We start from the raw sequence: 20,878 nt of genomic DNA on the forward strand, positions 1-20,878 counted from the left end.
TGCTGTTACTTGCTAGGGAAGATTATAATTTACCCGACAAATGGATTTTCTCGTTTCTGCTCGCAACTTGTTGTAGTATGGCAGGCCAGAATTATTTCAGGCTCCCCAGATAGTTCTTAAGTTCCTTCAGATAGGGTAAATAGGCTGTTTTGCTGTTTGCAAGTTTTCCGAAATTTCTGATACCCCAGTAACCAGAAATAATAAAAAGTGTTACTTGTTGGGGTACTACATCAGTACGAATTACCCCCCGCTCCTTCCCTCTTTCAAGTGCCGATACCATGACATTCACCCATTCATCGGTAAGCTCTTCGAGAACTTTTCTGAATTTACTCTCCCAAGGAGTCATTTCTTGTGTAAAATTCGCTGCGGGACATCCATATTCGACTCTTAGGAATTTATCTTCAAGCAATAAATAACGAATCAGGCCATAAATACTTTCCACAGGATCGCTTCCAGACTGTAGTGGCTCGATAATGCTTCCGTTTAACGTCGGCTTCAATATTTCGTTTATAATGGCTAAGCCCATCGCATCTTTGGATTTGAAATGGTAATAGAATGCGCCCTTAGTCACCTGCGTGGTGGCGATTATCTCGTCTACACTAGTGTTTCGGTATCCCTTTGCATAAATTAGTTCAAATGCCTTGCGCAGGATCATTAGCCGCGTTGTCTCTGCCTTTTTCATAATAAATATACTATATCTATACTGTGGTGTGAAATATACCGATAATTAGGAATTTTCTGCTCTTAATTTTTATTTCTTGTCATCGAGCTGCCGGATATAATCCAAAATCAGCCGGATGCCTTCATCATGAGGAACTGTCGTCCCTATCTTAGGCATGTGCAATTCTCCGGAAATACTGATCCTACCGGCAATTTTTCCCTGCTTGAGCAGGATACCAGTCTCATTCATGGGAGTTTCATACCTTAAGTCGAGTTGGGTGATCCCGCCTATCCCGCCAGGACTGTGGCAATGGGCACAATTGATATCAAGGTAAGCCCGAGCCCTCCGCTCCAGCGGCTCTAAAGGAGTGCGGTAATCTGGCATTCGGCCAATTCCTAAAAACGATGTAATCTCAAGCCTGCCCCTTTGCCTGAGGTACGCTAGCTGGTTCACAGACTTCGCCTCTCGTTTTACCTCAATATTGAGATTTCTAAGTTTAGGACCGATTGGAAAGACACGGTTGCCCTGCCTATGGCATGCGATGCAATCCACCCTGGATGGAATTTTATAAGCGGTCTTCCTGCTGTTGCCCTTTTCATCCCAAAAGGTAACCGGAACAGTAGTGCCGGCTGTAAGCAGGTAGGCTTCGTCCTGCGAATCGTTCCATTTATAGGTAGCCGCATTCCACTGCGACTTGTTTTTAATCAACAGCCTCGTTTCCAAAATAAGTTTTCTCCCCTCCCCCAAGTTTTTGGGATAGAAAAAAGTTTTGGCCAATATGGTGCCGTCTGGAAAATCGAGCAGCGCATTTCCACGCGCCACCATTTTTTTTCCCTTGGGAAGAACAACAAAGCGTTGTTTTTCGGCATAATCTGTAAATAGTGTCGATGAAATAGTGAGTAGCTCGGCCTCCTCAATTGGAGTAAGATCCGCCATTTTACCCTGAAATAATCTGTATTGAGAAAGCTTCGGCTGGAATTCAAGATTATCTTCAATGCTTGAATTTACACCATTATCATTCAGTACGACCAAAAGCACCGGTATGAAGATGATACCAAGCAATATGATATAGGATTTTTTCATTATCTGACTCAATTAAAAGAATAGAGCAAATGTAAAACAAAAACATACTAATCAGTATGTTTTAAATGTCAATTTTGTTTATTACTGTTTTATCAGTTGCTACAATATTTGCTGTCAAATAATTTCAGAACTGAAATTTATACACTAAAACAACGAAGTGTTTTGACGATATTGCTGTTCTGATACCAATCATTGTATACCAATTCAAGCGATTCTATTCTCATTTCACCAAATTCGACCTTTCTGTAATCATGCAATAAATTCGCAAATTTAGAAGGAGATTGCAGTTCTTTCCGAAAACGTACTGAAGTCATATGTGCAGTAGTCAGTCTATACCTCGAATCCATGCTCTGTTGCAGATTTGCGGATTTGAAATTATTTCTTAAACGGTCGCGCAGCATTTCAAGGCCCTCGTCCATCGGAAAACCCTGTATCATCACGGCCTCCCGAGTTGCTGTTATCCCTTTAAACGTCAGCTTGGTCTTAGGAATTTCTTCGAGGCTTTGCGAAATAATATATTCATAATCTGGAATATGAACCTGACCTATATCGAAACCTTCATAGCAAGAGATTATCGAAAGTGCTGTAACGTGTAGATCAGAAATTGGCTGATAATACTGCTCTCCCTCAATATTTAGCATTTCGTCCTGAAACGCCCTAACAAGTACTTTAATATCATCGCTGGGTCTTATCAATAAGGTCAGACCGCGGCGTCTGTCTCCATTATCATCTATCTTCCGATCAATTTGAACCTCTCCTCTGCTAATCTGTCGAATAGCCTGATTGAACAGACTGTCATAAAGTTGTATCAGTTCCATAATATTTTCACAAAATACCTGCTGTTGAGTCTCGTAAATTTAGGTCTTTGGTTTTAGTAACCAAAGATTCCTGAGCATAAAAATGTAAATTATATAAGGCTGAAATGCATTGACATTAAGCAAAATTACAAATACACATTTAAAGCACTAAGGTACGGTTTAAATAAACCCGTTGCATTTAGCCACGAATTGCTCAAACTTGCGATCAGTATTTCGCATGATCGGTCCGTGACCAAAACAGATGATGGCAGGGTTCAGTTTTGCTAATTTCTGTAGCGATTTTATATTGCGGTGTTGATCTGAAGTGAATATATTTGGCGGAAGCCGCAAACCTGTTGCAGTTGTAAGCAGGTTCATATTTATCGCTACGTCTCCGATTATAAGTACACCATCGCGTTCACGGAATAAAGAAATATGACCTGCCGAATGCCCCGGTGTTTCTACTACGCGAAAGTTTCCGACCCTATCGTTTTCAACGATTGTTCGGTCGACTTTATGTCCTTGACCTGCCCAATACTTTTGTTGAAGCTTTGCTATCCAGTGTTGCGGATTTGGATAATCATTGGTTACCATACCTGTTTCAGTCCTAAAAACTTCGTTGGGGTGACAGAGTAAGGGTATTGCGAACTCAGCACATATCTGATCGCTACAGCCCTGATGATCTGCGTGTGCGTGCGTCAATATATGTTGATGAACAGCGGTTTTTTGAAGAGCATTCTTTACAATAGTATATGAGCTCCTGATTCCGGAGTCTACCAATACACCTTCGATAATATAGCAGTTAATACTATTTCGCGGCATTAATGAAATGTGGAACACTTCGGGAGCAATTTGACGTAACATGTTTTTTTACAAATTTACATCGCTCATCAGAATTGCGTAAGGACATTTGTCCTATAATACGTTGGGTCTGTGTATTTGTCCCTTCACACGTGTAAGCGATCGTTGTGTGACGCCCAGATACGACGCCAAATCCTGCATTGCTATGCGCTGAACGAGCTTCGGTTCGTTAGAAAGAACATAACGGTATTTATCCACAGCTGATTTATTATTATAATTCAGTAAATAACGTTCTTTTTGATAATATTCCTGCTCCACCACCAATTTTATAACTCCATTCCAAGCGGTCACCTGATCAAGCAGATATCGATAATCCGGATAGCTTATTCTATAGATTATGCTGTCTTCAATAGCCCTGATACTCCTTCTGGATTTTGTCTGCATTACAAATTCCGAAAACGAGGTGACAAATTCATTTTCAAACTTGAAGCAGGTTATATTTTCCTTTCCTTCTTTGTCGTTAGCATATGCTTTTACGGCACCACTAGCGATAAACCCAATATGGCGGCAGGATTCATCCTCATGAATAAAAAAATCACCTTTTTTTAAGTGAATCGGTTTGAAAAATTGTGCAGAAAAGTGGATTTCCGCAGCTGATAATCCTCCTATTGAGAACAGGTAATTTTCAAATACATCGGTCATTTCCCAATCTTTAGTCTTTTTTTATTTTCTTTTTAGTCGTCTATGTGCTGCATACCAAATTCAACATCCAAATTTAGCAATTATTGTGTATCAAAAAAAACCGCATCTGCTGCCTTTTTTAGTTCATATAACTATATCAAAAGTTCTTAGTAACCTCTGCCTTGTTTCCGTTTATAAACAACGATCGGGTGCTCTTGAGTCAGACCTGCTGTCATTCACTTCTGATAATCTAAAATATCCACAAGTAAAGTCAAAAATCGTTCTGATTGATAATATTGCCTTTACAGATCCTCGTCCATCCACTCATTCGTACCACAAATATAAACTACATTTTGGTAACGCCTACGTGTATATTCTCTTGTCTATTGTTGAATTCACTCATAAATTCACTACCCCAATTTTCCATCATATCAACAAGTGGTAAAAGAGATTCACCTACTTCAGTTAAAAAATATTCGACTTTAGGAGGAAGTACAGGATGAATTACTTTTCTTATAACGCCATACGCTTCTAACTCCTTTAGTTGTAAGCTCAAAACCCGTTTGCTTGCATTTGGATGATGTTTCGCTAACTCGCTGGGCCTATGCATTCCTTTATTAATAGAATCAATCAAACAGGGCTTCCACTTTCCTCCCATAATCTCAAGTGTAATACTGATGCCACAGCTAAAATCTTTTGGTATTTTTTTCTCGTACATTGTCATTTCTTTTACTAACCAAATCTAAGCATATTTCACATAAAGCAGTATAGGGACAATATTTTCACTATTGTAATATTTTTACCCATATTTTTTGCGGTACAGAAGGTCAGTACCTTTGACCACAGTTAATCATTAAAATAAAAAAAATGGAATTATCGAATAGAGATAAAGCTGAAGCTATACAAAATAGCATTGAAACTGAAAGCTTGGCAGAGATCGGATTACTCAGCCCTACTTCTTATAAACAACATAATCCAAATGTGGCAACGGGCTTAAAATCAATTTTAGATTTACATGAGCAAATGCCGATGGATAAAGTTTACACAAATGTAGTCCGCAAATTTCAAGATGGAGATTATGGTTTTGTTCATGTAGACTATTTTCTCTTTGAACCTACGGTTGCTTTCGACATACATCGCTTTGAAAATGGAATAAGTGTTGAACATTGGGATAATCTTCAATTCAATTCAAAAAACTTGAACAAAAGCGGCAGAACAATGACCGACGGAAAGACTAAAGCGAAAGATCATCATAAAACTGAGACTAACAAATCCATTGCACAGCAGTTTGTTCAAGACGTTCTTATCAACGGCAAAATAGATTTAGCCTCTAATTATTTTGAGGAAGACGAATTAATTCAACATAATCCAGAAATGGGAGATGGAGTAAAGGAGTTTTTAAATACGATGGAACAATGGAAAAGAGAGGGACAACCTCAAATTTATCATAAAATACATAAAGTACTCGGAGAGGGCAATTTTGTCCTGGTAATAAGTGAGGGTTCTTTCAAAAGAGAACATGTTGCCTTCTATGATCTCTATAGAATTGAGAAAGATAAAATTATAGAACACTGGGACGTCATTGAAATCATACCTGAACCGGAAAAGCGAAAAAATGATAATGGAAAATTCTAAGAAAGTTAGAATTTATAAAATATTGAGTACCTTTTTAGTAGTTCTGCCTACAACTTTTGTGATGTCAGTTTTATCAAGTTTTACTGAAGATACTCCGGTTGAAAATAGAATATGTGAACTCTTAAGATCATGGTCATTCTCATTGCCTATTGTTTATTCTTGCGTATTACTCCTATTGCCACTTGCTAATAAAATAACAAGTAAGATTTTGGATAAAAAGTAGATTTATAAAAATGTGGTGTTCCCAATAGTTTGTCTTTTGGGAACACTATTTCATTTTTTCTCTTACTATTCCTATCTATATTCAATAAATCTTACTTCAAAAAGTTCATGATTTTTTCCAAATTAATTTTCTTCTTGATGCATAGATTTGATCACTTGCTTACGATTAGACAATCCAAATTCAATTAAGGTATTTAAGACGTCCGAAATTTCTTGGGCGTGATCGGTCAAAACATAGTAAGTTATATCTTTCCGGGGTGTATATTCTATTTTTTTTTGACAAGCTGATGAGATTCTAACAGACTCAGTTCAGAACTCAGCACTTTCGGTGAGATTCCTTATGATACCTGCAAGAGTACATTTATTATATCAGATCTCAACTTAACTATCAGATTGATGTGTAACCGTCTTTTTATACTCATTGGGCGTGACACCAAATTCTTCTTTAAAATATTTTCTAAAATATTTGGGCTCATTGAATCCGACCAAAAATGCCACTTCACCAATATACATCTGACTTTTTTCAAGAAGCTCTGCAGCTCTCTTAAGTCTTATAAAGCGGATAAATTCGGACGGTGTTTTATTTGTCAAAGCAAGTATCTTTTTATAAAAATTAACTCTACTCATAGCCATCTCCCGACATAGATCTTCGACCAAAAAGTCAGTTCTTTCCAGATTAGTCTCAACTATCGTTATAGCTTTCTGCATAAACTTCTGATCCATCGAAACAATCTGGGGTTTAGTTGTCGAAATATCGGCTCTTGATCTGAATTTTTCCTGGAGTTGTTTCTGCCTCCTAGCAATGTTGTTAAGCGTAACGCGGAGAATATCTATATTAAAGGGTTTTGAAATATAAGCATCAGCTCCGGCCTCCATGCCCTGATATTGATTTTCATCTGAGCATTTTGCAGTAAGTAAAATAACAGGTATATGAGATGTCCGTATATCTTGCTTAATTTTTCGACAAAATTCATAACCATCAACATTAGGCATCATGACATCACAAAGAACAATATCCGGAATATGCTCAACAGCAAGGTCATAACCATATTGACCATCTCTAGCAGACAAAATTCTGTAATCACGGTTAAAAAGATCCTTTAGAAATAAACGAAAATCTTCGTTATCATCAATAATTAGCAGTGTATAAACGTCACGGTCTGCTTCTGTGATCGTTTTCTTATCTTTTTCGACGTTATTTTCTTCATATTTTTCAATTTCGTTACCCGAATAGATGACGTCTTGTTTGTTTGTACTATAGCCTTCTTTCGGCATCGGTAGATGGACCGTAAAGATTGTCCCTTTGCCTAGTTCGCTGTCGACCTCGATTGTGCCGGCATGCATCTTAACAAATTCACTTACAATATGAAGTCCAACACCTGTCCCTGTTATACCATGCGTATCATTGGACTCAATTCGAAAGAAACGATCAAAAATATGATCCAAATCTTCCTTTGCTATTCCAATTCCTGTATCAGAAACGGTGATACTGAGCTTCTTGTCAATTTGATGATCAATTACCATCTCGGATATGTCAACCCTGACATCCACATGTCCTTTATTTTTTGTATACTTAAAGGCATTGGATATCAAATTTGATAACACCATGTACATTTTATCTTTATCAAACGTCGTATCAATATATTGATGATTGGTCGTAAATGTTAACTTAATTGATTTTTCAGCTGCAATAGACAGAAATGACGTGCTGATCTCTTTGACAAATTCGACTATATTACCCGATGAGATATTTAGCCTCGCTTTATCTTGATCGAGTTTTCTAAAATCCAAGATATCGTTGACCATAGTCAACAGTTTCTGCGCGTTTTTGCACATCACTCCCAGTACAGTCTGCTGTTCAGGATAACTGGAGTCTTTCAGCAGCATTTCGAGCGGACTGATGATCAGCGACAACGGTGTCTTAAACTCATGACTGATATTGGTGAAAAACTTTAATTTTAACTGGTCAATTTCATGCAGCTTATGTGCTTCCAACATACGTGCATTTTGGTCAAGCTGGTCTTGTTTTCGTTTTAAACGATGTTTAATAAATAACCGAACCAACCATACAAAAGCAATGATATAAATAACGATAGCCCACCAGGATAACCAAAAAGGTGGATTGACAATAATATGCATCTCAATGGGGTTCGGTGACCAGACATTATCCTCATTGCCAGCATAAACCTTGAGCACATAATGACCTGGATTAAGATTGGAATAGGAAGCAAATCCGGTGCTACGTGACGTTTCTATCCATTCTTTGTCAATCCCTTCCAATTTATATCTGTATCTATTTTTTTCGGGATGTATAAAATTGAATGCTGAAAAGCGAATTGTGAAGTTTGTTTCATTGTGTTTCAGGACGATCTGGTCAAGATCGACAATCGAACGGGGAAGTACCATGTGATCGTTTCTTTTATCCCCCGGATTCATCAGTTCATTAGACAACAACAATTCGGTAAATCGTGCGCGGGGAATACTTTTGTTGACAGGAATTTTTCTTGGATAAAAACTCAGGTAGCCTTAGTTGGTCCCCAGATATATTTTACCCGTTTTATCCGTATATACTGCATTGGGATTAAAAACCATTCCATTCAGCCCGTCGCTTAAATCGAAGGCTGAAACTATAGTCTTATGTTTTCTTCCTTCATTGGGAACGTATTGTATCCGGTTGAGTCCATAGCTTGTACCTGCCCATATTTGTCCATCCGAGTCCTCAGCTAATGAACGTACATCATCACTTGATAATCCGTCTGCAATTGTCAATGTTGTACAGCTTCCGTTTTTACTGTCAAAGATTTTTATACCTCTTTTGGTAGCCAGCCAAGTACAAGCAGCCAGACTAACCAAGAGAACGGAACGGTTTATGAGATACAGCAAATTTTAAAGGAATTACCGTCATCAGTTTCGCTAAAAGAAATGCGACCTCTTGGTTGCTATTACAACATATTTATACACCAGTTTTTGTACCCGTTCTAATTAATAACTGCGATTATATCGGCAAAGCTCTTTCTCTAATAACTCCATCAACCTATGTTTTCGGGTAAATAGGCTTCCATCTTAAGCCTTGCCAATAGATAACTTATAGTAGATTCTGCTCCTTGATTAATATTTATCGCCCGCTCTTCCAAACCATCGAAACATCCCCCCGTAACTGGGTTATATACTATTTGTTGTAGGTGGTTGCGTCCCAAGAACCACTCGAATGCAATTCTTATGGTCCTCCTATAATGCTCATCTTTGGTATGCCTATAAAATCTATCAAGAGCAATAATCGTATAGGCAACATCGATAGGCTGTTCTCCCCCTTTGGATTCGGCTCGTGGCTGGTCGCGTTGTGCCCATCCTTTATTGGAAATAACATGGATCTCATCATTAACTATAATTCTACTTAACAAAAAATCGAAGGATTGATAGGCAATGTCTCTATATCTGTTATTTGCAGTTGACTCATAGGCCGCTAATAATGCTTCCGGAATTACACTGTTGCCATAGGTCATATAGGATTCATACCATTGCCAATCTGCAGTACTTTCGTACTCAAACATGGCAACCAGACGATTAGCCAAAACCTCAATGATAGCTTTATACTTCTCACCTTTCATAAAACTTAATCCTTTTATCGTAAAAGCCATTGATCTGGTTGAATAATAAACTAAAGCATGCTTGGAAGCCCTATTCAAAAGCACCCGGGCAAGTTCAACTATTTGTTCTGGTAAAAGATTGGCTAAACCAGCCACTTCACCCAATGCCCATATAGCCCTTCCATTTGCGTCCTCAAGATTTTCCTGCTCATTTTGTATGGTAAAATTACCATAACTGTCTACATAATTCAAAAATGTGCCATCGTCTTGCATACAATAGTCTATAAAATTTAAAAATTTCTGTATCAGATCGAGGTCTTCCAAAGACTCGTATAATTTATAGTGATGCAATATAGCGATAAGCGCTCTCGCATTATCATCCAGGGCGTAACCGCTGGCCACGTCTGGCATGCTTATATCTGCAAATTGAGTAAATGCTCTCTCCGCTGACATACGAAAGATATGGTCTAGATTGAGAGGCGGGATTGAATATATCGTCTCTCTTTTATCGTCAATGAGAAGTTCGAATAGATTAACGTGTGCTATAGCGACGTTTTGCCAAGAAGTTTTAACCATTTTTTGGAGATTCACATGACGAATTTTCTTTAGCCTTGGGGCATCATCCAAAATTTGACTGACAGCATCTGCGAGCTGATCAGATGCCTCAAAATCGATCATTGTTCCCATATCTTCCTTCAAAACTTCCCTGACGTGGGGAATCGGTGTTGAAACAATGGGACAGCCTGAACTCAGGGCATAGGAAAATGTACCGCTAACCGCCTGAAAAGGGTCTTTTGATGTAAATAAATAAATATCGGTAATAGATAGAAAATCCAGCAAAGCTTCAATTGGGAGAAATTCATTAACAAATCTGACATGATCGGAGATTCCTTGATGATCTATTATTTCCTGTAGTTGATTTCTATAGGTTTCCCCTTCTCGCAGCAACAACGTAGGATGTGTCTGCCCTAAAATAAGAAACATCACATTGGAATTCTGCTCGATAATAGCAGGAAGTGCATAAAGTGTTGTTTCGATACTCTTACTTGGCCCCAATAAGCCAAACGTACTTAGAATCTTCTTATCCAGTAGATTATAACGTTCTAAAATCGCACGTTTATCTGTTGCTGGGGCTAAATGCGTACCATGTGCGATCACTGTTATTTTATTCGGAGAAATCTGGTAAGCATTAATAAGGATTTCAGCAGAGCTTTGAGTCATTACGATGATCTGTGAACAATAATCCGCAATAGCAGAAACTTGGTCAAATAGGATTTTCTCTGGAGATGGTAATACCGTATGAAAAGTAATTACAACTGCGATTTGTGCTTCATAAAGTTCTGAAAGGAACGACCTGAATTTCGCTTCCTGTGCTGAGAATAAGCCGAACTCATGTTCGATACAGATCAAATCGATATGTTTATATAGTTGGATGTTTTCGAATATAGCATCAAATGAAAGCGGATCGGTCATATCCAATATACCTAGCAGAGCGGAATCATAGTCATTATAACTTTTAGACTCTTCAATTGGGATAGGAATAAGATGGTATGAACCTTGGAATTTACTTGAAATGGCTTTTATCAAATCTGTTGTATATGTAGCAATACCGCAGGCGCGTGGTGGAAAAGTCGAAAGGAATGCTATTCCCCTTTTCGATGTCGAAATCATTGTTGAATATTTATGTGAAGTCCTTGCATACTATCGTCTTGTATCCTTAACAAGGTGCTGCACGTAGGGAGGTTCTATAAATATACACATTTAAATTTAAAAAACACGAAATATAAAATGTTTAATCCATACATAGAGTCACTTAAGTACAATACTCTAATTCTTTTCCTAACTTACCTCCATGATATAATGAATTTTATTATAAAAGCATGTTTATCGGATTTTGAAAATAATTCACAGCTTTAGTTCTGATCCTTAGGTACGTCATCTTATTATTTTTCGCACAAAAATAATAAGCCATTTTTCGCTTATACTTGTTTACAAATTATTACAAAATACCTGGTTGAATTTTTTAAGTATTTTACTCATCGATATGAATTTACAAAATACTATTTAAGTCTTAAAAATAGATTGAATGCTCGTTTCATGATCATGAATTAATCCCAGATAAAGGGTCTTTCCACTCCTATTTCTCGAAGATAACTTATAAACTGCCCAGCATGTACAGATTCATGATATGCACTACGCAATAAATAGTTACCAAGGAAATTTTCCGAACCACTCCCCGGGTGAATGATAATGTCTGCCAATTGTTGACCAGAAAAATTTCTAACGCTTTGTAAGAAATTTTGGCGATAAGGCTCTGCAAATATGAGTTCATCATCAACACTAAAGTAGAATCGGCCATCCCAAGGTGTATGATAGTTGTCCATACCTTCTTTATTAATAATCATATTCCAACCATAATCGGCTTGTAAAACATGCCTTATTATCTGAATAGCTGTCATGGCTTCCGAATCTGGCTTCCAGTCATAAAAACCCTCGGGAAGCACTTTTCACACGAGAATACTACGCCTCCTTGTTTCATTAAGGAAATTGATTATCATAAATTAACGACTTAAGTCATTTTCAATATTGTATTTACAAAGTACTATCTGTTTTTTCATTGCTTTAAGTTCCTTCATCTTAGTATCAATCTGCTCCAACCTCAGATTGAGTACTTCTATTTTCGCAGACTTATTAAATTGCTTCTTATACCATGCATCAATAACTTCTTTAATTTCAGCCAAGGTAAAGCCTACCGCTTTTGCCATCTGAATAAACCTCAGTTTTTCGATGACTTCCTGGTCATAATAAACATAATTATTGGATGTTACTTCCTTTTTTGTTGTGCCTGCTATAAGTCCGCTCTTTTCATAGAAACGAATAGTCCCTATCGGTATGCCAGTTTCCCTTGCTATTTGACTAATTAATTTCATCTGATTATCAATATTTTATAAAAAAAATTACAAGTATACAGTATACTACATACTTGTAAGTTAAGAAAATACAAGCTAATTTAGTCAATGAAAATTCAATGGTAGCTTAAATTATTCACATATTATGGATTCATCCTATTCAGACAAAGAACTCATTAAATTATTACCCGGCTTTACGAACCATTACACGAAAGTAAACGGCGTAAAAATACATTACGTTATTGGTGGTCAAGGCGATCCACTGATATTAATCCCTGGTTATCCCGAAACATGGTGGGCCTATCATCATATCATGCCGTTATTATCTGAGTATTACCAAGTAATTGTTGTTGAAATACGGGGTATGGGAAGTTCAGGGAAACCAGAGTCTGGTTACGACAAAAAGAATATGGCAAAAGACATTAGCGAACTTGTGCGGTATTTGGGTTTTGAGAAAGTATATATTGGTGGACATGATATCGGGGCCCATGTTGCTTTTAGCTATGCCTGCAATTACCCAACAACAACTATCAAGTTAGTTCTATTAGACACTCCACATCCGGACCCCAGTATGTATCAACTTCCTATGTTACCTATATTAGATGCTAATTATCTTTACCCATGGTGGTTATCATTCAACCAAGTAAAGGAATTACCTGAACAGCTTCTTGAGGGGCGCATGTCAATAGTCATTTCTTGGTTATTTGATCATCTCTTGGTCAATAAAGAAAGTGTAAGTAGCTTTGATAGAGCAATTTATATCGATGTTTACAATAATAAAGATGCTATTCGCTGTTCGAATTCCTGGTATCAGGCTTTTCCTCAAGATATTGCTGATTTTACAACCTATAAAAAATTAAATATACCTATACTGGCAATTGGAGCTAGCGGGTACGATTTACTTCGGAATGCCTTACCTAGTGCCTCAACGAATTTACAGCTTGAGAAAATCGAAAATTGCGGTCATTTTTTACTTGCTGAAAAACCTAACGAGGTTGGCCTATTGATTAGGGATTTTTTAGCTAATTAAACCTGAAGTAAATGAAACTAAAGTACCACAAGTTTTAAGAGAAAATATTCTATTTATTATTTTTTTTACTTCTATCTTAATTTTACAAACATTATGACATAACTCCTAAATTTATAGTACCATTTCAATTATCTTGAGCGACTTGACCATTTTGGGTGTAAACCAATTTAGAGGATTAAGTTAAAAATTTACACGAAATAAAATTGTTGTCTAACCATGATCAAAGCGGTTGTTTTTAGCAACTCAAAAAAAATGTAAATTAGGTTTTAAAATAGCAACTGCTTTTTCGATACGCCCATGGTTACTTACAGATGCTGGCGATACATCTTGTTGCCCTTCAATTATAATATATGGAATACCATAATAATCTTTAAAAATCCTATCCCTTTCAATCTCAGCAACATGATTAAGATTACCTAGATTGTCTACTGCTACCGTATGGATAATACCCTGTGATAGCTGCGTTGTGGTATAAAAGGTTCGTCGGCCACAAGTCACTTCGCCTGCTGCGCTATTGTTGCATTGCGTTACCAAAGAGCATACCAATTTTTTGGGGATATATTTCCTAACCCGGGTGTATCGATGCCATATTTTATAAGCGGCTTCCTTCATGCTCCATAGCACCCATATGGCAATCTCAGGATCTTCGCTATTCGATATCAGCAGCTGTTCATTCACATCGAAAAGTTTTGGAATTAATCCTGGCCTTCTCCAATTGCTCTCTTTTCGGGACTGCACAAGATCGATCACATCATTGCCAATCATTGTTCGCTAAGCTTGAATTCAATAATTTCAACCGCAGCTCTTACATTGAGCATACGTTCCATATCAGCATTATCAATGACAATATCGAATTTTTCTTCAATATCCAGTACAATGTCAACCAAATTGGCTGAATTGATTTGGAGATCATTGATAAAATCCGTTTCCTCATTTAGATTTCCAAAAGATTCGTTATTTGTTGTATATGGCTCTATAATGAGCTTTAATACACCGATAAGTTCTTCCCTATTCATATGTTAGTTGTCAAATTTTTTAAATATTAAACAGACATTCACATCTCCAAAACCAAAACTGGCTTTGGCAATAATATTTGCTGCATAATCAATTGCTTTCAAAGGTACTCGTGCGTGATCTATCTGTTTTGCAATGTCAGGGTGTAAATCATCACAATTCTTATTCCCAAATAAAAATCCATGATACAACTGTAATACGGCGGCCACACTTTCTATACTACCAGCTGCGCTCAGACAATGCCCGGTCATGCCTTTGAGTGAGTTAATATAAGGAAAATTTTTGCCTCTACAGCCCAGGGCTTTAATCCAGTTTTCTATCTCCAAGGCATCTTTAGCAGTTGCTGTCAGGTGACCATTGATGGCATCAACGTCCACGGCAGAAATACCTGCATTTTCAAGTGCTCCCACTATACATCGCTGCACCGCGTCACTATTCGGGGCGGTCATGCTACCAGTGCCCCGTTGCCCTCCCGAATTCACATGCCCTCCCAACAACTCCGCGTATATAGTTGCCCCCCGCGCTAAGGCTCCTTCTAAGTCTTCTAATACCAATGCGCCGGCGCCACTACCGGGAACAAATCCCCCAGCTGTTGCACTCATAGGACGTGAACCCTCATGTGGTCGACTATTAAACTGAGAGCTACAAACGCGTAATGCATCAAAACCGGCCCAAATATATGGCCCGCTATCTCCAGTAGCTCCAGCAAGCATCCTTTTGGCCCGTCCGGAACGGATACGATCATAAGCCATAAGGATAGCTTCCGAGCCTGTAGCACAGGCCGATGAGTTGCTAGTGACTTGATTTCCTAATCCTAATTTCCCTCCCAAATAAGCGCTGACTCCACTATTCATAGTCTGAGCGACTACCGTGCTACCAAGTCTACGGGTTTGCAAATCATCTATTTTATAAATGCTCTCGCGTAACTTGTCAATGCCTGAAGTGCCTGATCCGAATACCGTTCCACTATCCCAATCTGGCGCAGAATTTGCAGCGATAGGTAGGCCTGCATTTGTCCAAGCCTCCATACCCGCAATGACACCGTACAATATACCAGTACTATTGAAGCCCCGAAGTTCAAGTTCGCTAAAATATTGTTTTTTCAAATCTTCTTCTATGACTGGCATCCCTGCAATTTGGCAGGTGAACTGGAGCCGCTCCAAAAATGGATCATGTCTGATACCTGAACCTCCATTTCTTATGGCATGTGTAAAGGCGGATATCCCCACTCCATTTGGTGCAACTACCCCAAGCCCTGTGACAACTACTCTACTCATATTCTGTCAATTATCATACCTGCTAACATTCCTTTACAGACCTCCTGCCCGGCTTCGTTTTTCATCGTAACTGCGCATTTCAGTTTACCGAATCTGAAGTATATTTTGTTGGAAATTACAGTAACCTTTTCTTTGGGGTACACCGTTTTTAAAAATTGGATTTCCGTTGATGTTAAGGCCATGGCTGTTTCGGCACTGGCTTCGCTACCTAGCAAATAGACTCCAAAGCAAGCCAGACCTATCTGAGCCATCGTTTCGGTTAAAATTACCCCGGGAGTAACGGGATTACCATAAAAATGCCCCCTAAAAAAATCGAGATTTTCATTGAACCTATAGCTACCAATAATAATATTATCGTCCACATGTAGCAACTCGTCCACAAATAAAAATGGATCTCTATAGGGCAATTTTGTAATAATATCATTTAAGTCCATCGCTCTTTTCTATTAAATCACCACTGCAATAAGACACGCTGTGCTGTAAACCCGGGGCCAAAACTTAACATTAATCCCAACTCACCAGCTTGAGGAGCGCGCTCCTCCATAATGCGTTCAAGCACATAGAGTACTGTAGCACTTGACATATTTCCATACTGTGATAGCACAGCTTTAGTATCAGAAACGTCTTTGCCATACAGTGCAAAAATCTTCTCTATCGTTGCTATGATCTTTTTACCTCCAGGATGAAAAATCATATAATTTATGTCTTGTACTCCTAAGTTATTACCTGCTAAAAATGGATGTATAACCGCATCGAAATGCGATGCAATCACATTAGGCACTTCAATATCCAATATCATCTGCATCCCGCTGTTGGTAAGTTTGAAACCCATAATATCTTCGGTATCATAAAAATGATACATCTGCTGGTCAAGGATCTCCGGTCCTTTATCCGCTTCATGGGACGAAAGTAGACAGCAAGCTGCGCCATCACCAAAAATAGCAGCACTTACCATATTGGACATTGAAAAATCTGATAATTGAAAAGTAGCAGAGGGTGCTTCAACAGCTATTACTGCCGCTCGTTTACCGACATTGGTTTGCAAAAAGTTCTTTGCGTAGATGATGCCAGATACACCTCCAACACAGCCCATCTCTGTAACAGGGAGTCTAACAATGTCCTGTCGTAATCTCAGCTTATTGATCAGGTAGGCGTCTAATGAGGGTATCATGATCCCTGTGCAACTAACAGTGATGATATAATCCAGTGACTGCGGAGCCCAATCAGCCTTGTCTAGTGCTTTGCAGAGTGCTGATTCAGCCAAAATCCTCGCCTCGTGGCAATAAATCTCATTTTTTTCTTCAAAGGATGTGGCTGTAAAAACCTCCTTCGGTTCCATAATGGCATATCTCCTCTCTACAGTGGCACCTTCAAATAGCTTCTTTACTTTTTTGATGAAACGTACCTCCTGCCCGTGAAGCCATTTTTCCAATAGCGGAAGAGTTTCAGCAGTGGTACAAGAATATTTGGGTAGTTGCTTTGCAACAGATATTATCTTAACGTTCATATATGAGAAATTATCCACTGGTAACGAAAAGCCCATTTCCATTGGATGCTATAATTTTTCAAATGCAGTTTCTCAGCAAATTGCTCCAACTCACATTTCTTAAATCCTCGAAGTATGGATACCAGACCATCTTCCCTGGTCATTCTATTTAACCTAAAAACAACACAAATGGTTTGAAATAGTCGATATGCAATTTTACTTCGCTGTAAATCATTGACAATGATACCAAGCTTACACATATTGGCAAGACGCCCCATCAAATCAATAATTTGCTCGTTGCCAAAATGATGTAATGTAAGAGTACATAATACAATATCATATTGTCTAGTTGAAAAATCCTTTCCCAATACGTCCCTGCAGCTATACGATATATTGGGATATCCAGTTGATAAACCTTGCGCATAGGTGATAGTAAAATAATTCGCATCTATTCCATGCATTTTAAAATCAATATTATTTTTAGCACCAAAATCACTCAACATACGCAACATATCCCCTCCTCCACAGCCGATATCCAGAACTGTCACTGTTTTGGAAATATCAGTTTTCGATAACAATTTCTTTACGCCATCCAATGTGATGTTATTGCCACCCAAGAACTTATTGATTTTGGATAGTCTATTTAATGTCAGCTGAAGTTCCTCTCCCTCGAGCGAAAAATCGTCCATGATTTCAATGTGCTCAGTTCTAAATTTAGTGTTTATTCTCATTTTATTTTCTTCGCGCTTCCATGCGTTTGTTTAATTATCCATTTCAGTATCGCCGGAAAAGTAGCGGCAATCTTTATTAAAACATTGGCCCCGAACTCATACCGTAGCACATAGGCCAAAATTCTACCAAACAAAAGACGGCGCCCAAAATTTTGTTCCCATTGCTTGACGTAATCTATTTCCAATCGCTTACGTGATGTAATTTTGCCGATAAAATAGTCCGCAATTAGTTCTGAAGCAATTCTTGCACTCTGGATCGCCATAGCCATCCCATTCCCGCATAAAGGATGGATAAGGCCGGCTGTATCCCCGATCATAAGTATATGATCTTCTACAATCGACTTTCTATCGAACGAAATTTGGCTAATGGTTATTGGCTTGTCGAACAACAAGACATTCTGCTCGAAGAAATATTTTAGATGAATATTTTTGGAAAGAACATACTTCTGGTAATCAGCTATGTTTTTATATTTTTTAAACGTCTTAACATCTGTCAGGTAACAGAGATTTATTTTGTTTTCTTCAACTTTGGAAATACCGCAATATCCTGCGCTAAAACTATGCAGGGAGATTTGGTCATCTGGAAAATCGCCAGAATAATGTGCCTTGACAGCCATCCATGTAGACGTCTTTTTAATAAAACCACGAGTCAAAAGCTGATCAAGATTAGAACGTTTACCGAAGGCCCCTAAAACAAATTTTGCTTCCAAAGCCTGTTCTTGGACGAAAACGGTAAATGTATCATCATTAAAATTTATGCGCGAGACAATTGCATTTAATATCTTGCAACCTTGTGCTTTCACCTTGTCGTATAAAAAATTATCCAATCTGTAGCGGCTTATACCGATACCGCCTAAAGGCAGCTTCACATCTACTGACCGCCCATGTTGCGTTGTAACATTAAGATACTGTATATAAGACGGGTACAACTCAGAGATATCTACGTTAAGCCAGCTAAAATAAGGCAAGATCTCGTTGGATAAATACTCACCGCAAACTTTATGACGAGGATAACTATGCTTCTCGATTAAAGTGACTTGCAAGCCCTGTTTCAACAGGTGTAGTGCGCTTGTAAGTCCGGCAAGACCGCCACCAATAATAATCACATCAGGCTCTGTTTTCATCTATCCTAAATTAGCTCCCAAAAAATCACATTCAATTGCCCACGTTATACATCAATTCGCATCATAAAGCTCACTAAACGTGGATGAGATTAGCATAAAAAATAAACAAGCAAGTAAGGACCATCGCGTGATCCAACTTTAGATAAATCTGCTTATGAAAATCTTCTTTGATAACATCTGTTATCGTTAATTAGTTTAACTTACTTACAAGGTATCAGGTTACACTGGCCCAGCTGCCCCTATATTGTCATCTCATTTTCAGATTACAGATGTTAGGAAAACAATTTCTAAGCCAAATCGTTTAAAACATCTCATAATGGTTGGTCGATGCCCTTTAGGTACAGGCCTGGTCGATGGTTTTATAGAACCACCTGGTTCGCTAACGATAAAAATATGAATGGAATAATCTTTAAGGACAGTAAGGTGTATATCGGATGTTCAGCAAAATTTTTATTCAAACCCGAAATTGGCCAAGAAGCAACACCAGCAATTGCAGAATTCTACGGTGGTGTAAAAGCTTATGCTGAGATAGCTAAAGTATTATCTTCGGAAGTAATTATACGACTTGGCGAATATGTTACAGCGAATGGTATAAAGATCCCCGAAAAAATGTGGCGTCTTGTATATGTCGAGGAAAGTGACTCCTGGAATATCATGGAAAATATAGAATCGAAGTCCCATTTACTGTGAATTGCACAAAATTGTTATTTGATTTATTTATCTAAATTGCATCTAAAAAGCTATTTACCCTCAAAAAGATTCAACTTTTTGCACCAAGAAAAAAACGCCGCCAGCGTACGCTTATTCAAAATCTTATATTCGAATATTTTATACGGAGATGGAATAGCATTAGAGTAAACGCCATCACTACAAAAGCGTAGAAACAATTTTGATTTTGCTAAATTATCTAAATTATCTATTGAAAAGCACTTGTTTTCCAAAGAAACGACACAATCTGCTTCAAGTAAATAATTGTCATTATTTGTATATCTTTTCTGTATTGAAACTTCATTCCCATTGTCCCACAAAAAGCCCACGACGTTATATGTCAATTCTTCTACCTGATCGTTTTCTACTATTAAATAATGCATATTTCTTTTTTAATTAAAGTCCTTTTTTTCCTTGGAGCCAATAGCCATGATGTTTAATTCGGCCATTAATTTGCGTTTTGATGATTTTTCTAAAGTTTTGTACAGTCTTCACATTTCCAGTGAGAACAAAGTAGGCATCTAGCCAGTCGTCATTTTTTAAAATGGTTAGATCCTTAATCCTGTCCGGATTTTCAAACAAATCTAACTTTGGAAACACAATACTGTTTTCCAACCCCAATAACTCTGGGATATGGTTATTTTCTGCATCCAACTCAAAAAGAAACCGGTACTGTTTCTTTTGACTTTGCATAATTGGCAGAAAAGAACTCGCTAAGGCAAGTGAAGTTTCATCTCCAAAAAAAACTATTTTCTCTACCGATTTGTCATAATACTTTTGTTCCGTTCGTGGCTTGTTTAACTTTATACGATCACCTGGTTTCAGTTGATTCATAAAATCGCTACCACATCCTTTACCATGTATATATACAATCAGTTTTAGTCTGTTTTTCTCATTATTTATTTCGGCAACTGTATATCTTCTGGCATCGGTCTCAGAAACACGTATATCAAAAAAAGCACCAATAGGAAATTGAAATTTTTCAAAATTTCCTTGTAAACTAATCCGTTTAACGGATCTCGACAGATATTCTGTTTGGCATACATGTATGCCAGGAATTTGAGATATAAAGAAATTCAGGGTGTCAAAAACCCATTTTGGAGCGCTTGGCATAATCTTACATTTTTTATCG

Annotated in this window: 24 protein-coding genes; 4 read left to right on the forward strand and 20 right to left on the reverse strand. The window is 37.9% G+C overall.

The window, feature by feature from the left end; translation table 11 throughout:
• Positions 1–91: 91 nt before the first annotated feature.
• From HPC41_RS06095 to HPC41_RS06120, 6 genes are all read right to left on the reverse strand, one after another.
• On the reverse strand, positions 92–682 hold the full coding sequence (locus HPC41_RS06095) for a TetR/AcrR family transcriptional regulator (RefSeq protein ID WP_172393151.1): 591 nt from the start codon (positions 680–682) through the stop codon (positions 92–94).
• Between the two features lie 69 nt (positions 683–751).
• Positions 752–1,744 carry a hypothetical protein gene (locus HPC41_RS06100; protein WP_172393152.1) on the reverse strand — a complete coding sequence of 331 codons (993 nt, stop codon included), beginning with the start codon at positions 1,742–1,744 and terminating at the stop codon, positions 752–754.
• Between the two features lie 137 nt (positions 1,745–1,881).
• A complete protein-coding gene (locus HPC41_RS06105; protein ID WP_172393153.1) occupies positions 1,882–2,562 on the reverse strand; it encodes a 2'-5' RNA ligase family protein in 681 nt (226 codons plus the stop codon).
• Positions 2,563–2,721: 159 nt separating this feature from the next.
• A complete protein-coding gene (locus tag HPC41_RS06110; RefSeq protein ID WP_172393154.1) occupies positions 2,722–3,405 on the reverse strand; it encodes an MBL fold metallo-hydrolase in 684 nt (227 codons plus the stop codon).
• Between the two features lie 51 nt (positions 3,406–3,456).
• Complete coding sequence (locus HPC41_RS06115; protein WP_172393155.1) at positions 3,457–4,044, reverse strand: Crp/Fnr family transcriptional regulator; 588 nt, start codon at positions 4,042–4,044, stop codon at positions 3,457–3,459.
• A 325-nt stretch (positions 4,045–4,369) separates the two neighbouring features.
• The gene (locus HPC41_RS06120) at positions 4,370–4,741 is read right to left on the reverse strand and encodes a winged helix-turn-helix transcriptional regulator (RefSeq protein ID WP_172393156.1); all 372 of its coding nucleotides are present in this window, start codon (positions 4,739–4,741) and stop codon (positions 4,370–4,372) included.
• Between the two features lie 149 nt (positions 4,742–4,890).
• On the opposite strand from HPC41_RS06120, the gene HPC41_RS06125 reads away from it, so the two are divergent.
• Both HPC41_RS06125 and HPC41_RS25770 read left to right on the forward strand, forming a co-directional pair.
• A complete protein-coding gene (locus HPC41_RS06125; protein ID WP_172393157.1) occupies positions 4,891–5,658 on the forward strand; it encodes a nuclear transport factor 2 family protein in 768 nt (255 codons plus the stop codon).
• Entirely contained in the window at positions 5,645–5,881 is a 237-nt protein-coding gene (locus tag HPC41_RS25770; protein ID WP_172393158.1) for a DUF2798 domain-containing protein, read from the forward strand. The genes HPC41_RS06125 and HPC41_RS25770 overlap by 14 nt, the downstream gene beginning before the upstream one ends.
• A gap of 380 nt (positions 5,882–6,261) precedes the next feature.
• Here the strand turns inward: HPC41_RS25770 and HPC41_RS06135 are convergent, their stop codons facing one another.
• The 5 genes from HPC41_RS06135 to HPC41_RS06155 form a co-directional block, all read right to left on the reverse strand.
• Complete coding sequence (locus HPC41_RS06135; protein ID WP_172393159.1) at positions 6,262–8,331, reverse strand: hybrid sensor histidine kinase/response regulator transcription factor; 2,070 nt, start codon at positions 8,329–8,331, stop codon at positions 6,262–6,264.
• A gap of 75 nt (positions 8,332–8,406) precedes the next feature.
• Positions 8,407–8,763, reverse strand: a complete 357-nt coding sequence (locus HPC41_RS06140) for a two-component regulator propeller domain-containing protein (protein ID WP_172393160.1) — start codon at positions 8,761–8,763, stop codon at positions 8,407–8,409.
• Between the two features lie 146 nt (positions 8,764–8,909).
• Entirely contained in the window at positions 8,910–11,138 is a 2,229-nt protein-coding gene (locus tag HPC41_RS06145) for a glycosyltransferase (protein WP_172393161.1), read from the reverse strand.
• Between the two features lie 437 nt (positions 11,139–11,575).
• Positions 11,576–11,971, reverse strand: a complete 396-nt coding sequence (locus HPC41_RS06150; protein WP_216660676.1) for a DinB family protein — start codon at positions 11,969–11,971, stop codon at positions 11,576–11,578.
• Positions 11,972–12,028: 57 nt separating this feature from the next.
• A complete protein-coding gene (locus HPC41_RS06155; protein ID WP_172393162.1) occupies positions 12,029–12,397 on the reverse strand; it encodes a MerR family transcriptional regulator in 369 nt (122 codons plus the stop codon).
• A 124-nt stretch (positions 12,398–12,521) separates the two neighbouring features.
• On the opposite strand from HPC41_RS06155, the gene HPC41_RS06160 reads away from it, so the two are divergent.
• Positions 12,522–13,406, forward strand: coding sequence for an alpha/beta fold hydrolase (locus tag HPC41_RS06160; protein ID WP_172393163.1), 885 nt, complete (start codon positions 12,522–12,524; stop codon positions 13,404–13,406).
• A gap of 243 nt (positions 13,407–13,649) precedes the next feature.
• On the opposite strand, the gene HPC41_RS06165 is transcribed toward HPC41_RS06160, so the two are convergent.
• From HPC41_RS06165 to HPC41_RS06195, 7 genes are read right to left on the reverse strand one after another with little or no spacing between them, the layout of a single operon-like run.
• A complete protein-coding gene (locus HPC41_RS06165) occupies positions 13,650–14,171 on the reverse strand; it encodes a 4'-phosphopantetheinyl transferase family protein (protein ID WP_172393164.1) in 522 nt (173 codons plus the stop codon).
• Positions 14,168–14,422 (reverse strand): acyl carrier protein, encoded by a 255-nt coding sequence (locus tag HPC41_RS06170; RefSeq protein WP_172393165.1) that lies wholly within the window; start codon positions 14,420–14,422, stop codon positions 14,168–14,170. Before HPC41_RS06170 ends, HPC41_RS06165 begins: the two co-directional genes overlap by 4 nt.
• Positions 14,423–14,425: 3 nt before the next feature.
• Entirely contained in the window at positions 14,426–15,697 is a 1,272-nt protein-coding gene (locus tag HPC41_RS06175; protein ID WP_172393166.1) for a beta-ketoacyl-[acyl-carrier-protein] synthase family protein, read from the reverse strand.
• Positions 15,694–16,131 carry a 3-hydroxyacyl-ACP dehydratase FabZ family protein gene (locus HPC41_RS06180; RefSeq protein WP_172393167.1) on the reverse strand — a complete coding sequence of 146 codons (438 nt, stop codon included), beginning with the start codon at positions 16,129–16,131 and terminating at the stop codon, positions 15,694–15,696. Before HPC41_RS06180 ends, HPC41_RS06175 begins: the two co-directional genes overlap by 4 nt.
• A 17-nt stretch (positions 16,132–16,148) precedes the next feature.
• On the reverse strand, positions 16,149–17,204 hold the full coding sequence (locus HPC41_RS06185; RefSeq protein WP_172393168.1) for a type III polyketide synthase: 1,056 nt from the start codon (positions 17,202–17,204) through the stop codon (positions 16,149–16,151).
• Positions 17,201–17,914, reverse strand: a complete 714-nt coding sequence (locus tag HPC41_RS06190; RefSeq protein ID WP_172393169.1) for a methyltransferase domain-containing protein — start codon at positions 17,912–17,914, stop codon at positions 17,201–17,203. The genes HPC41_RS06185 and HPC41_RS06190 overlap by 4 nt, the downstream gene beginning before the upstream one ends.
• Positions 17,911–19,038, reverse strand: coding sequence for an NAD(P)/FAD-dependent oxidoreductase (locus tag HPC41_RS06195; protein ID WP_172393170.1), 1,128 nt, complete (start codon positions 19,036–19,038; stop codon positions 17,911–17,913). The genes HPC41_RS06190 and HPC41_RS06195 overlap by 4 nt, the downstream gene beginning before the upstream one ends.
• A 393-nt stretch (positions 19,039–19,431) precedes the next feature.
• Here HPC41_RS06195 and HPC41_RS06200 point away from each other — a divergent pair, with 393 nt between their 5' ends.
• Positions 19,432–19,728 carry a hypothetical protein gene (locus HPC41_RS06200; protein WP_172393171.1) on the forward strand — a complete coding sequence of 99 codons (297 nt, stop codon included), beginning with the start codon at positions 19,432–19,434 and terminating at the stop codon, positions 19,726–19,728.
• A gap of 50 nt (positions 19,729–19,778) precedes the next feature.
• Here the strand turns inward: HPC41_RS06200 and HPC41_RS06205 are convergent, their stop codons facing one another.
• Complete coding sequence (locus tag HPC41_RS06205; RefSeq protein ID WP_172393172.1) at positions 19,779–20,129, reverse strand: hypothetical protein; 351 nt, start codon at positions 20,127–20,129, stop codon at positions 19,779–19,781.
• 13 nt (positions 20,130–20,142) lie between these two features.
• Entirely contained in the window at positions 20,143–20,859 is a 717-nt protein-coding gene (locus HPC41_RS06210) for an FAD-binding oxidoreductase (RefSeq protein WP_172393173.1), read from the reverse strand.
• Positions 20,860–20,878 lie beyond the last annotated feature (19 nt).

Source organism: Sphingobacterium prati (assembly GCF_013167215.1).
GTDB lineage: Bacteria > Bacteroidota > Bacteroidia > Sphingobacteriales > Sphingobacteriaceae > Sphingobacterium > Sphingobacterium prati.

Excerpts from the sequence above, each read along its gene's own strand:
- HPC41_RS06095 (WP_172393151.1), bottom strand. The coding sequence starts at position 682 with ATGAAAAAGGCAGAGACAACGCGGCTAATGATCCTGCGCAAGGCATTT.
- HPC41_RS06100 (WP_172393152.1), bottom strand. The coding sequence starts at position 1,744 with ATGAAAAAATCCTATATCATATTGCTTGGTATCATCTTCATACCGGTG.
- HPC41_RS06105 (WP_172393153.1), bottom strand. The coding sequence starts at position 2,562 with ATGGAACTGATACAACTTTATGACAGTCTGTTCAATCAGGCTATTCGA.
- HPC41_RS06110 (WP_172393154.1), bottom strand. The coding sequence starts at position 3,405 with ATGTTACGTCAAATTGCTCCCGAAGTGTTCCACATTTCATTAATGCCG.
- HPC41_RS06115 (WP_172393155.1), bottom strand. The coding sequence starts at position 4,044 with ATGACCGATGTATTTGAAAATTACCTGTTCTCAATAGGAGGATTATCA.
- HPC41_RS06120 (WP_172393156.1), bottom strand. The coding sequence starts at position 4,741 with ATGTACGAGAAAAAAATACCAAAAGATTTTAGCTGTGGCATCAGTATT.
- HPC41_RS06125 (WP_172393157.1), top strand. The coding sequence starts at position 4,891 with ATGGAATTATCGAATAGAGATAAAGCTGAAGCTATACAAAATAGCATT.
- HPC41_RS25770 (WP_172393158.1), top strand. The coding sequence starts at position 5,645 with ATGGAAAATTCTAAGAAAGTTAGAATTTATAAAATATTGAGTACCTTT.
- HPC41_RS06145 (WP_172393161.1), bottom strand. The coding sequence starts at position 11,138 with ATGATTTCGACATCGAAAAGGGGAATAGCATTCCTTTCGACTTTTCCA.
- HPC41_RS06155 (WP_172393162.1), bottom strand. The coding sequence starts at position 12,397 with ATGAAATTAATTAGTCAAATAGCAAGGGAAACTGGCATACCGATAGGG.
- HPC41_RS06160 (WP_172393163.1), top strand. The coding sequence starts at position 12,522 with ATGGATTCATCCTATTCAGACAAAGAACTCATTAAATTATTACCCGGC.
- HPC41_RS06165 (WP_172393164.1), bottom strand. The coding sequence starts at position 14,171 with ATGATTGGCAATGATGTGATCGATCTTGTGCAGTCCCGAAAAGAGAGC.
- HPC41_RS06170 (WP_172393165.1), bottom strand. The coding sequence starts at position 14,422 with ATGAATAGGGAAGAACTTATCGGTGTATTAAAGCTCATTATAGAGCCA.
- HPC41_RS06175 (WP_172393166.1), bottom strand. The coding sequence starts at position 15,697 with ATGAGTAGAGTAGTTGTCACAGGGCTTGGGGTAGTTGCACCAAATGGA.
- HPC41_RS06180 (WP_172393167.1), bottom strand. The coding sequence starts at position 16,131 with ATGGACTTAAATGATATTATTACAAAATTGCCCTATAGAGATCCATTT.
- HPC41_RS06185 (WP_172393168.1), bottom strand. The coding sequence starts at position 17,204 with ATGAACGTTAAGATAATATCTGTTGCAAAGCAACTACCCAAATATTCT.
- HPC41_RS06190 (WP_172393169.1), bottom strand. The coding sequence starts at position 17,914 with ATGAGAATAAACACTAAATTTAGAACTGAGCACATTGAAATCATGGAC.
- HPC41_RS06195 (WP_172393170.1), bottom strand. The coding sequence starts at position 19,038 with ATGAAAACAGAGCCTGATGTGATTATTATTGGTGGCGGTCTTGCCGGA.
- HPC41_RS06200 (WP_172393171.1), top strand. The coding sequence starts at position 19,432 with ATGAATGGAATAATCTTTAAGGACAGTAAGGTGTATATCGGATGTTCA.
- HPC41_RS06205 (WP_172393172.1), bottom strand. The coding sequence starts at position 20,129 with ATGCATTATTTAATAGTAGAAAACGATCAGGTAGAAGAATTGACATAT.
- HPC41_RS06210 (WP_172393173.1), bottom strand. The coding sequence starts at position 20,859 with ATGCCAAGCGCTCCAAAATGGGTTTTTGACACCCTGAATTTCTTTATA.